Genomic DNA, 11,943 nt, shown 5'->3' on the forward strand with positions numbered 1-11,943 from the left:
CTGACAGGACACGTGCTGGTACAGCGAGAAGAACAGCTCGACCTGCTGCGCGACACCTTCCGGAACTGCGATCGGCAGCGGAGGGGGCACGTCTCACTCGTCACCGGCGCGGTGGGCAGCGGCAAGACGAGCGTGCTGGAGTCGTTCGGCGACTGGGCGGCCACCGCCGGGGGCCGGGTGCTGAGCGCGGCCGCGTCCCGGGCCGAACAGGAGCTGCACCTGGGGGTGCTCGGCCAACTCCTGCAGGGGGCGCGGCTCGCCCCCGAGACAGGTGTGCGGGTGGAACGCCTGCTCCGCGACGCCCCGCCGGCGCCCGGGCACGACGGTCCGGACGGGCCCGTCGGCGCCGACCGGATCTCCGCGCCGGTGCTGCACGGCCTGTTCAGCACGCTGCTCGACCTCGCCGAGGCGGGACCGCTCGTGCTCACCGTCGACGACGTCCACCACGCCGACCCGGCGTCGCTGCACTGCCTGCTCTACGTCGCCCGCCGGCTGCGACACACCCCGATCATGGTGGTGCTGGCCGAGGCCCGGACGCTGCGACCACCGCACCCGCACTTCCGGGCCGAGCTGTTCAGCCAGCCGCACTTCACCCGGATCTCCCTTCCACCGTTGACCGTCGAGGCGATCACGCGGCTGGTCGACGACGGGGTGGAGCCGGCCGCGCGGGAGACCGCCGAGCGGTGCCTGCGGATGACCGGCGGGAACCCGCTGCTCACCCGGGCGCTGATCGAGGAGCGGCCCCGGGCCGAGGCGGGCGAGGAACCGCCGTCGGATCCGACCCTCGGCGACGTGTTCGACCAGGCCGTGCTCGGCTGCCTGTACCGGCACGAACCGGGGGTACGCCGGGTCGCGCAGGCCATGGCCGTGCTGGACCGGCCGGGCCCGGCGGATCTGCTCGGCCACCTGCTCGACGTGGTGCCCGAGTCGGTCAGCCCGATGGTCCGGGTGCTGCGCACCACCGGCCTGCTGGACGAGGACCGGTTGCGCCACCCCCGGATCCGGCGCTCCATCCTGGCCGACATGTCCGTCGACGAGCGGCGAGAGCTGCACCAGCGGGCGGCCGAGGTGCTGCACGAGCACGGCGTCGAGCCGTACGCCGTGGCCGAGCACCTCGTCGCCGCGGGCTGGGCGGAGGCCGGCTGGACGGTGCCGGTGCTGCACGACGCCGCCGCCCAGGCCCTCGCGGTCGGTCGGCCCGACGTGGCCGCCGGCTGCCTGCGCCTGGTCGGGCGGGCCGACGTGGACGACGAGCAGCGGGTCGCCACCACCGCGATGGTGGTCCGCGCCCGGTGGCAGATCAACCCGTTGACCGTGAGCGGCCAGCTCGACCAGCTCGTCGGCGCCGCCCGGGCCGGCGGTTGGCCCGCGGGCGCCGCTCTGTCCACCGTGCCCTACCTGCTGTGGCAGGGGCGGGTCGAGGAAGCCGACGAGGCGATCGCCGGGTGCGGTGGGGACGACGAGCAGGCCCACGCGGCCACCGCGAGCCGCCGGCGGGCGATGCACCTGCTGCTGGGGCTCTCCCACCCGGACCACCTGACCGCCGTGCGGGAGGCGGCCGGCGCACCCCGAGCGTCCCTGCTGGCCGGCGGCTCGTCGCCGGTGCAGGCGCTGTCCCTGCTCGGTGCGGCGCTGACCCCGACCGGCGACCACGACCCGGTCGCCGGCGCCGAGCAGGTGCTGCACCGCCACCACGGCGAGGACGGCATGCTCCCGTTGCTGACCGCGCCGTTGCTGGCGCTCCTCTGGGCCGGCCGCGCGGACCGGGTCGCCGCCTGGTCGGCCGCGCTGCTGGACCGGCCGGCCGTGCGGCACGCGCCACTCTGGCGGGCGGTGCTGCGCGCCCTGCGCGCCGAGGCGGCACTGCGCATGGGTGACCTGACCGTCGCCGAGCAGCAGGCCCGCGCCGCCCTGGACGACCTGCCGCCGGCGGCGTGGGGCGTCGCCGTCACCGGTCCGCTCGCCACGCTCGTCGCCTGCGCCACCGAGTCCGGACGGCACGCCGAGGCCGAACGGTGGCTGGCGCAGAGCCTGCCCGCCGGCGCCTTCCGCACGCCGCTCGGCCTGCACTACCTGGCCGCGCGGGCACGCCACCACCTGGCGCTCGGCCGGGCCCACGCGGCCACCGCCGACCTGCGCCGCTGCGGCGAGCTGATGCGGGCCTGGGGCGTCGACGTGGCCGGTCTGGTGCCCTGGCGGCTGGAGCTGGCCCGGGTGCAGCTGGCCGTGGGCAACAAGGCGCACGCCACCCAACTGCTGCAGGAGCAGCTGCGGGTGCCGCACGGGGTGGACGACCGCACCCGGGGTCGTACGCTGCGGCTGCTCGCCGGCACCACCGCGCCGGACCACCGGCGCAAGCTGCTCTCCGAGGCGGTGAACCTGTTGCAAAGCTGCGGCGACCGGCTGGAGCTGGTCCGCGCGCTCGGCGACACCGGGCAGACGCTGCAGCGGGCGGGCGACTCGGCGCAGGCCCGGCTGCTGGTCCGCCGGGCGTACCAGCTGGCCCAGGACTGCGGCGCGTCGGTGCTGGCCCAGCGGCTGGTCCGGCGCGAGCCCGGCGGCGTGCCGGCCGGGCCGCCGGCCGAGACGCCGGAGCCGGAGGACGGGCTGAGCGAGGCCGAACGCCGGGTGGCGGCGCTGGCCGCGCAGGGCCACACCAACCGGCAGATCTCCAGCAAGCTGTTCATCACGGTGAGCACCGTGGAGCAGCACCTGACCCGGGTCTACCGCAAGCTCGACGTCAAGCGCCGTTCCGACCTACCGGCCCGGCTGGTGGCGTTCGCGGAGCCGCTGGGCGAGGAGATCCAGCCCGCGGCCTCCTGAACACCTGTCACAAGGAAGGGCCCCTTCTTAACACCCGGGTGTTAAGAAGGGGCCCTTCCTCTACCGGAGGCGTTAATAGGGGGCCCTTCCTTGCAAGCTCAGCACGAGGTCGGCGGCGGCGGTCACGCCGCCCGCCCGGCGCAGGCAGTCGCGCCACCGCGCCGCCCGATCGCGGAAGGACGGGTCGGACAGCAGCCGGCCCAGCTTGTCCACGACGTCGTCGACGTCGAGCGGGTCCTCGTGCTCGACCGCCAGCGCGATCCCGGCGTCGACCACCCGCACCGCGCCGTCGTAGCAGTCGAACCAGAACGGCATCACCAGCTGCGGCACGCCGAACCAGGCCGCCTCGTGGATCGCGTTGGCGGCGGCGTGGTTGAAGAACACCCGCACGTGCGGGTGGGCCAGCACCTCCACCTGCGACGGCAGCCACGACTCGACCCGCAGGTTGGCGGGCAGCTCGCCGGCCGGGGGCAGCAGCGGGTGCCGGGCGGCGGGCAGTTTCCACAGCACCTGGTGCTCGGGGCCGAGGCGGGCGGCCACCTCGACCAGCGCGGCCACCTGGGCGGCGGTCGGACGCATGATCGTGCCGAAGCCGACGTAGACGACGGACTCGTGCGCGTCGAGCCAGGCGCGCAGCTCGGCGCCGTCCGCGCTGGGCACGATGTCCCGGGGGACCATCGAGCCCACCGTGCGCAGGTTCGCCGGCGCGGTGTCGAACGGGTACTCCAGGCCGAACACGGTGTAGGCGAGCAGCGCCCGGGCCGCCTCGGCGTACTGCGAGGGACGCAGCTCGGCGTTGCGGATCCCGGCCTCCGCCCGCCGCCGGGCGGCGGCGGTGCTGCGGGCGAGCCGCTCCGGTTCGGTGAGCGTGGCCAGCAACGCGGCCCGGTAGCTGTCGTTCGCCGCCCGTTGGCTCGGGTTCATCGCCAGCGGCAGCCCGGACAGCGACATCGGGTACGACGGCGGCAGGCTGTCCTGGAGAAAGTTCGACGGCGGAACCGTGACGCTGATGACGTAGGGCACGCCCCGGGTGGTGGCCGCGTCCATGCCGAACGAGGCGAACGAGTCCACCACCGCCAGCGCCGGGCGCACATCGTCGACGACGGCCAGGCACCGCTCGTACAGCTCGTGCAGGTGGTCGAAGTCGGTCGAGGCGTCGACGTAGCTGGCGAAGTTCACCACCCGCGAGCCGGTGGACATCCGTCGGTGCGTCTCGTCGTCCCAGTGCTCCGGGCGGACCTCCACCCGGGGCGGCCCGAGGGAGACGAAACGCAGGTCGCCGTCGCCGGGCAGGGCCTCGATCTCGGCCCGCCGCTCGTCGGTGCAGGCGAACCGGACCGGCCGCACGGCCCGGCGCTTCAGCTCGCCGGCCAGGGTGAGCAGCGGGTTGAACAACCCCGCGCTGCCGGAGCTGACCAGCAGCAGCGGTCCGTCGTCGAGGGTCATCGCGGCCGACCCCTAGTCCATCGCCCGGCGCATGAAGCCGCGGATGCCGACGGCGGTGAAGACCACGAACACCACGGCGAGCACGAGCAGGTCCAGCCAGAGCGGGACGGACTGCACGCCCGGCGGCGCGACCAGTGAGCGGGTCGCCTCACTGACGTAGGTCAGCGGGTTGATCGCGCAGACCACCTGGAACCAGGGCAGCGAGTCCAACGCGCGCAGCGGGAACTGGGTGGCGCCGGTGAACATCAGCGGCGTCAGCGTGACCGTGAACATGATCTGGATCCGTTGCGGCGGGACGAGCGTGCCGAAGGTCAGGCCCATGGCGGCACCGACCAGCGCGCCGGCCGCCAGCACGCCCACGATCGGCAGCAGCGTGGACAGCGGCCACGTGACGCCGAGGATCAGCATGCCGACCGGGATCAGCACCAGCCCGGCGACGAGGCCCCGGATCGCCCCGAAGACGATCTTCTCGAACGCGACCAGCGGGATCGCCATCGGCGACAGCAGGCGGTCCTCGATCTCGCGGGTGAAGGAGAAGTCCATCACCATCGGCAGCGCGGTGTTCTCCAGGCCGATCAGGAACGCGTTGAGCGCGATCACGCCGGGCAGCAGCACGTTGGCGAAGTCGTCGCTGGCGTACCCGAGGTCCTTGAGCACCTTGCCGAAGATGAGCAGCATGAACAGCGGCTGGAGGAAGACCTGGGCCAGGAACGCGCCCACCTCGCGGCTGGTGACGAACATGTCCCGCCAGAGCACCGCCCGGAAGGTGGTGAGCTGGTCGCGCAGGCGTACCGGCGAGGGTGCGACGGCGGCCGACGGGGCCGGGACGGCGGGGGCGGTGACGGTCACCGAAGTTCCCTTCCGGTCAGGTGGATGAAGACGTCCTCCAGGCTGGGCTGGCCGACGCTGAGGTCGCGGACCTCGCAGCCGAGGTCGGTGAGGACCTTCAACGCCATCGGCACGGCGTTGGCCGGGGCCCCGGCGGTGTAGACGCGGAACGACAGCGGCGCGTCCGGGTCGGCGGGCGCGTCGGGCAGCGGCATCGGCGGCATGCCGGGGAACATCGGCAGTTCCGCGGCGCCGCCGGCGCGCAGCCGTTCCACCCGCTCCACGTCCGGTACGTCGGCCAGCGCGGCCTGCACCGCCTCGACCGGCGCGCCCGGCGCGACCACCAGGGTCAGGGTGCTGCTGCCGGGCAGGGTCCGGGTCAGCGCGGCCGGGGTGTCCAGGGTGAGCAGCTTGCCGTGGTCGACGATGCCGACCCGGTCGCAGAGCTTCTCCGCCTCCTCCATGTCGTGCGTGGTCACCACGACGGTGACACCGGAGCGCTTCAGCTCGGCGATCCGCTCGTGCACGAACAGCCGCGACTGCGGGTCGAGGCCGGCGGAGGGCTCGTCGAGGAAGAGCACCCGGGGGGCGTGCATCAACGCCCGGGCGATCATGGTGCGTTGGGCCAGGCCGCCGGAGAGGAAGTCGGTGCGGGCGGTGGCGAACGCCGTCAGGCCCATCTGCTCCAGCAGCTCGTCGGCCCGCGCCGACCGGCGGGACCGGGACACCCGGTGGTACGCGGAGTGGAACAGCAGGTTCTGCCGGACGGTCAGTGACCGGTCCAGGTTGACCCGCTGCGGCACCACCGCGAGCAACTGCCGGGCCACGGCGGGCGCGCGGGACACGTCCGCGCCGCAGACCAGGGCGCGGCCCGAGGTGGCGCGCACCCGGGTCGTCAGCACCCCGATCGTCGTGGTCTTGCCGGCGCCGTTCGGCCCGAGCAGACCGAAGACCTCGCCGGCGGCGACGGAGAAACTCAGTCCGTCCACCGCCGGCGGCATGTCGGGCCGGTATCTCTTGACCAGCCCGTCGACCACCACTGCCTCGTCCACGTCGTCATGCTCCCGTCCTGGTTCCTGGTAAGACAGTTGTCGGCCCCCGCGATAGGGGGCGTTAGGGGCAGCCCAAGGGGCGGTGTCACAGACCCCGTTCCGCGAGCCAGCCGTCCACGGTCACGGCGAGTTCCGGGCCGCGTTCGCCGACCATGGTGAAGTGGTCGCCGGCCGCGTCCCGCGTCTCGTGCGGGTACGGCCACACCGACCGCCATCCGTCCGGTTCCCCGGTCCACTCCCCCAGCGGCTCGCTGGCCCGCACCAGCAATGTGGCGGCGGACATCGGCGCGGGCCGCCAGTCGAGGAACAGCGGCAGGTAGCCGGCCCAGGCGGTGGCCCGGTGGTCGTCCATCGGGGTGTACGCGCTGTCCCGCTCGACCATCCCGTCGAGCAGCTGCGACGTCCAGCCGCCGAGCACCTCGCTGCCGGGCGGGTAGGTGTCCATCAGCACCACCGCGGCCGGGGCGCGGCCCTGCCGGTCCAGCTCGGCGGCGAGCAGGTTGGCCACCATCGCGCCGCCGGAGTGCCCGGCGAGGACGAACGCGCCGGGGCCGACGGCGCGCAGCACGGTGTCCGCGTGCACCCGCAGCAGCGCGTCGAGGTCGGCGGGCAGTTCCTCGCCGACCCCGAAGCCGGGGTTGGGCAACGCCCACACGTTGCGCCGGCCGCGCATGCCGGCGGCCAGGCGGGCGTACTCGTGCGCCCCGGACAGCAGCGACATCGTGCAGCAGCAGACGACGGGGGTGGCGGGACCCTCGGCGAGACGCAGGATCCCGGCCGGGCGGGTCAGCTCGGCCGGGGAGGTGAAGCTGGGCCGGAACTGGGCCAGCTTGACCAGCAGTTCGGCGTAGCCGGCGGCGTCGGCGCGCGCCTTGGGCTGGCGGAACAGCCCGCCGAGCAGGCCACCGGCCCCCTCCGGGGTGGCGGCGTCGGCGGGCGCGGCGCCGGCCCCGTCGCCGAGGATCAGGCCGAGCAAGTGCCCGGCCAGCGCGTCCGGGGTGGGGTGGTCGAAGAGCAGCGTGGCGGACAGCTCCACGCCGGTCTCCTGGCGCAGCGCGTCGCGCAGCTCGAGCGCGGTCAGCGAGTCGAAGCCCAGTTCCAGGAAGTCGCGGTCCGGCTCGACCGCGCCCGGCCCGGCGTGCCCGAGCACGGTGGCCGCCTGCGCCCGGACCAGGTCCAGCAGGATCGGCAGCCGGTCGCCGGCGGGCACGGCGGCCAACCGGTCCCGCAACGCCCGCGCCGGGTCGGACGGTCCGGCGGCGGGCGCGGCCGCGTCCGTCCCGGCGACGGCGTCAGACACGCCACGCAGCAGCGGGGCCGGCCGCACCGCGGTGAACGCGGGCACGAACGCGGGCCAGTCGATGTCGGCGACGGCGATCTCGTCCCGCCCGCCGTCGGTGCCGAGGTGGGCGTTCCCGCCGACGGTGAGCAGGTCGCCGCCGCCGTCGGTGTCGGGGTCGCCGTTCCGGCCGGCGGCGACGCGGGCCAGCGCGTCGAGCGCGGTCTCCGGGTCCAGCGGGCGGACACCCCGCCGGCGCAGCTGCTCCGGGTCGGCGGTCTCGCCGCTCCACGGCGCCCAGGCCACCGTCGTGGCCGGCCGCCCCCCGGCGCGGCGGCGGGCGGCCAGCGCGGCGAGCCCGGCGCCGGTGGCCGCGGCCACCGCCGCGCCACCGCCGCCCCAGGTGGCGGCCGTGGAGACGAAGACCAGGAACTCGTCGACCGCGTGGCCGGCGCACGCGGCGTCGAGCCGGGCCACCGCGGCCAGCTGCGCGCCGACCCGGTCGGCCACCCGGTGCGGGTCGGCCGCCGCGACCGGCTCGCCGGCCCCGCCGGCGTCGGCCACGTGCAGCACGGTACGCACCGGCGTGCCGGCCGCGGCCAGCCGCTCCAGCGCGGCGGGCAGCGCCTCGACGCCGTCCACGACGGTCACGTCGACCCCGGTCGGCGCGTCGGTGTCGGGCACCGCCGGGCCGACCAGCAGCAGGTGGGTCGCGCCCGCGTCGGCGAGCCGGGGCAGCAGGTGCGCGCGACGCACCGGGGCGTCGCCGTGCACGAGCACCGCGCCGTCCGGCCGCCAGGGCCGCTCGGGAGCGGCCGGGGCGCGTTCCAGGCGACGGGCGCGCAGCCCGCCGGCTCGCACGGCGAGCTGGTCCTCGGCGCCGTCACCGGCGACCACCCGGGCCAGCAGGGCGAGATCGGAGCCTGGGGTGGCCGGGGCCGGGTCGGCGGCGGTCGCCTCGGCGCCGGCGGGCAGGTCGAGCAGGCCGCCCCAGAGGCGGGGGTGTTCCAGCGCCAGCACCCGGCCGAGGCCCCAGACGGTCGCGGCGGCGGGGTCGGGCGCCGGGTCACCGGCGCCGGTGGCGACCGCGCCCCGGGTGACGCACCACAGCGGAGCGGTGACGCCGGCCTCGGTCAGCGCCCGCACCACGGCGATCGTGCCGGCGAGGGCGTCCGTGCCGGGCGCCGTGGACATGGCGCCGTCGCCGGCGGCGCCGGCCGAGGTGACGCCGTCACCGGCAGCGCCGGCCGAGGTGACGCCGTCGCCAGCAACGCCGGCCGAGGCGGCGCCGTCACCGGCAGCGCCGGTCGGAGTGGCCAGGAGGACCACCCGGGTCGGTGTGACCTCGACGAGCCGGTCGCGCAGCGCGGCACCCGGGTCGGCGCCGGCCGGCACCGGCACCGGGTCGAGGCCCTCGGCGCGTACCGCCTCGGTCACCGCGGTCAGCAGGTCGCCGGGTGGGCCGACGACCAGGCACGGCCCGCCCGGGGGGACGCCGGCCGGCGGGTCCACCGGCGTCCAGCCGATCCGGTAACGCATCCCGTCGAGGGTGGCCGCGCGACGGCGGCGGTCGCGGTAGCCGGTCAGCGCGGGCAGCAGCTCGTCGAGCGCGCCGGCGGCGGTGTCGTCGAGCCCGAGCAGGGCGGCCAGCGCGGCCGGGTCACCCCGGTCGGCGGCGGCCCAGAACTCGCCGTCGGCCGGGTCGGCGGGGCGCGGCGCCAGGTCGAACCGGATCGGGTCGGGCCAGAACCGCTCGTGCTGGAACGCGTACGTGGGCAGGTCGACCCGGGTGGCGTCGGTGTCGGCGAACAGCGCCGGCCAGCGTACGCCGGCGCCGCGCAGGTCCACGGCGGCGACCGCGGCGAGCAGGGCGGCCGGCTCGGACATCTCGCGGCGGGCCGCCGGCACGAACGCGGCCGGCTCGACGTCGGGCAGGCACTCGCGGGCCAGGGCGGTGAGCGCCGCGTCCGGGCCGAGGTCCAGGTAGGTGCCGGTCCCGGCGGCGGCCAGGGTGGCCACGGCGGGTTGGAACCGTACGGTGTCCCGGACGTGCTGCACCCAGTAGCCGGGGTCGGTGGCCTGCGCGGCGGTGAGCGGTTCGCCGGTGCGGTCGGAGACGATCGGCACGGTCGGCGGGTGCCAGGTGAGCTTCTCCGCGACCACCCGGAACTCGGCCAGCACGTCGTCCATCCGGGCGGAGTGGAAGGCGTGGCCGACCCGCAACCGGCGGGTCCGCCGGCCGCGCGCGGCGAGCCGCTCGCCGGCGGCGAGTACGGCGTCCTCGTCGCCGGAGAGCACCACCGACTCGGGACCGTTCACCGCGGCCAGGGCCACCCGGTGGTCGAGCAGCGGCGCCACCTCGGCGGCGGACGCGCGGACCGCGAGCATCGCCCCGCCGGCCGGCAGCGCCTGCATGAGCCGGGCCCGGGCGGCGACCAGGGTGGCCGCGTCCGGCAGCGACAGCACGCCGGCGACGTGCGCGGCGGCCAGCTCACCGACCGAGTGGCCGAGCAGGTGGGCCGGGCGTACGCCCCACGCGGTGACCAGCCGGTACGCGGCGACCTGGTAGGCGAAGAGCGCGGGTTGGGTGAACTCGGTGCGGTCGAGCAGCGTCGAATCGGCGGTTTCCGGGCCGGCGAAGACCACCTCGCGCAGCGGGCGGCTCAGGTGCCGGTCGAGTTCGGCGGCCACCTCGTCGAACGCGGCGGCGAAGGCCGGGAACCGGCGGTGCAGGTCGGCGCCCATCCCGGGTCGCTGGGCGCCCTGGCCGGGGAAGAGGACGGCGAGCTTGCCGGCGGGCCGGGCCACGCCGCGCACCACGCCGGGGGCGGGCCGGTCCTCGGCGACCGCGCGCAGGCCGGCGCGCAGCGCCGCCGCGTCGTCGCCGGTGACCGCGGCCCGGTGTGGCAGCGCCGCCCGGGTGGTGAGCAGCGAGTACGCCACGTCGGCCGGGCGCAGGTCGGGGTGGGCGGCGAGGTGGTCCAGCAGTCGCCGGGCCTGTCCGGCGAGGGCCGGCGCGGAGCGGGCGGAGACCAGCCAGGGCGCGGGCGCGGTGTGGGCGGCGTCGGGGCGGACCTGGCCGGCGTGGGTGGCGGGGCCTCCCGGTCCGGCGTCGGCCGGTGCCGCCGGCGCGTCCGGGGGCGCCTGTTCCAGGACCGCGTGGGCGTTGGTGCCGCTGACGCCGAACGCGGAGACGCCGGCCCGGCGGGGCCGGTCGGTCGCCGGCCACGGGCGGGCGTCGGTCAGCAGCTCCACCGCGCCGGCGGACCAGTCGACGTGCGGGGTGGGCCGGTCGACGTGCAGGGTGGCCGGGAGCCGGCCGTGCCGCATGGCGAGGACCATCTTGATGATGCCGGCGACGCCGGCGGCGGCCTGGGTGTGGCCGATGTTCGACTTGACCGAGCCGAGCAGCAGCGGGGCGGCCCGGTCCTGCCCGTACGTGGCGAGCAGCGCCTGCGCCTCGATCGGGTCGCCGAGCGTGGTGCCGGTGCCGTGCGCCTCCACCACGTCCACCTCGGCTGCGGTGAGCCCGGCGTTGGCCAGCGCGGCCCGGATGACCCGGCGTTGGGCGGGCCCGTTGGGCGCGGTGAGTCCGCTGCTGGCGCCGTCCTGGTTGACCGCGGTGCCGCGCACCACGGCGAGCACGGGGTGGCCGTGGCGGCGGGCGTCGGAGAGCCGTTCGACCAGCAGCATGCCGACGCCCTCGGACCAGCCGGTGCCGTCGGCGGCGGCGGCGAACGACTTGCACCGCCCGTCGGTGGACAGGCCGCGCTGGCGGGAGAACTCGACGAACACGGTCGGGGTGGCCATCACGGACACCCCGCCGGCCAGCGCGAGGGTGCACTCCCCCAGCCGCAGCGCCTGGCAGGCCAGGTGCAGCGCGACCAGGGACGACGAGCAGGCGGTGTCCACGGTGACCGCCGGCCCTTCCAGGCCCAGCGCGTACGCGATCCGGCCGCTGGCCACGGCGGCGGCGCTGCCGGTGCCGAGGTAGCCCTCGACGCCGCCGCCGACGCCGGTGAGCAGCGCGGCGTAGTCGCCCTGGCTGCTGGTGGCCGCGTAGACGCCGGTGGGCGCGCCACGCAGCCCGGTCGGGTCGACGCCGGCGGACTCGAACGCCTCCCACGCGGTCTCCAGCAGCAGCCGCTGCTGCGGGTCCATGGCGAGGGCCTCGCGCGGGCTGATGCCGAAGAACGCCGGGTCGAAGTGGCCGGCATCGGGCAGGAAGCCGCCGTCGCGGACGTAGGACGTGCCGCGGCTGGTCGGGTCGGTGTCGTAGAGCGCGTCGAGGTCCCAGCCCCGGTCGGCGGGGAACGGGGCCATCGCGTCGCGGCCGGCGTCGACCAGCTCCCAGAGCTGGTCGGGCGAGCGCACGCCGCCGGGGAACCGGCAGCTCATCCCGATGATCGCCACCGGTTCGGTGAGGCGGTCGGTGAGGTGCTGGTTCTGCTGCCGGAGTTTCTGGTTGTCCAGCAGGGACGCGCGCAGCGCGCCCACCACCTCGTCCAGCGAGAC

Annotated in this window: 5 protein-coding genes; 1 reads left to right on the forward strand and 4 read right to left on the reverse strand. The window is 76.3% G+C overall.

The features are described from left to right. Positions 1-12: 12 nt before the first annotated feature. Positions 13-2,823, forward strand: coding sequence for a LuxR family transcriptional regulator (locus tag COO58_RS11655; protein ID WP_098744955.1), 2,811 nt, complete (start codon positions 13-15; stop codon positions 2,821-2,823). Between the two features lie 72 nt (positions 2,824-2,895). Here COO58_RS11655 and COO58_RS11660 read toward each other — a convergent pair whose 3' ends face one another. The 4 genes from COO58_RS11660 to COO58_RS31110 all read right to left on the reverse strand — a co-directional run bounded on the left by COO58_RS11660 (position 2,896) and on the right by COO58_RS31110 (position 11,928). Then, positions 2,896-4,269 (reverse strand): glycosyltransferase, encoded by a 1,374-nt coding sequence (locus COO58_RS11660; protein ID WP_098744956.1) that lies wholly within the window; start codon positions 4,267-4,269, stop codon positions 2,896-2,898. A gap of 12 nt (positions 4,270-4,281) precedes the next feature. Beyond that, positions 4,282-5,118 carry an ABC transporter permease gene (locus COO58_RS11665; RefSeq protein ID WP_098744958.1) on the reverse strand — a complete coding sequence of 279 codons (837 nt, stop codon included), beginning with the start codon at positions 5,116-5,118 and terminating at the stop codon, positions 4,282-4,284. Further along, positions 5,115-6,149, reverse strand: coding sequence for an ABC transporter ATP-binding protein (locus COO58_RS11670; RefSeq protein ID WP_091574836.1), 1,035 nt, complete (start codon positions 6,147-6,149; stop codon positions 5,115-5,117). The genes COO58_RS11665 and COO58_RS11670 overlap by 4 nt, the downstream gene beginning before the upstream one ends. Before the next feature lie 85 nt (positions 6,150-6,234). Beyond that, positions 6,235-11,928, reverse strand: a complete 5,694-nt coding sequence (locus COO58_RS31110; RefSeq protein WP_369700198.1) for a type I polyketide synthase — start codon at positions 11,926-11,928, stop codon at positions 6,235-6,237. Positions 11,929-11,943 lie beyond the last annotated feature (15 nt).

Origin of the sequence: Micromonospora sp. WMMA1996 (assembly GCF_002573675.1) — a bacterium.
Lineage (GTDB): Bacteria > Actinomycetota > Actinomycetes > Mycobacteriales > Micromonosporaceae > Micromonospora > Micromonospora sediminicola.

Coding starts and splice junctions, on each gene's coding strand:
- COO58_RS11660 (WP_098744956.1), bottom strand. CDS start 4,269: ATGACCCTCGACGACGGACCGCTGCTGCTGGTCAGCTCCGGCAGCGCG.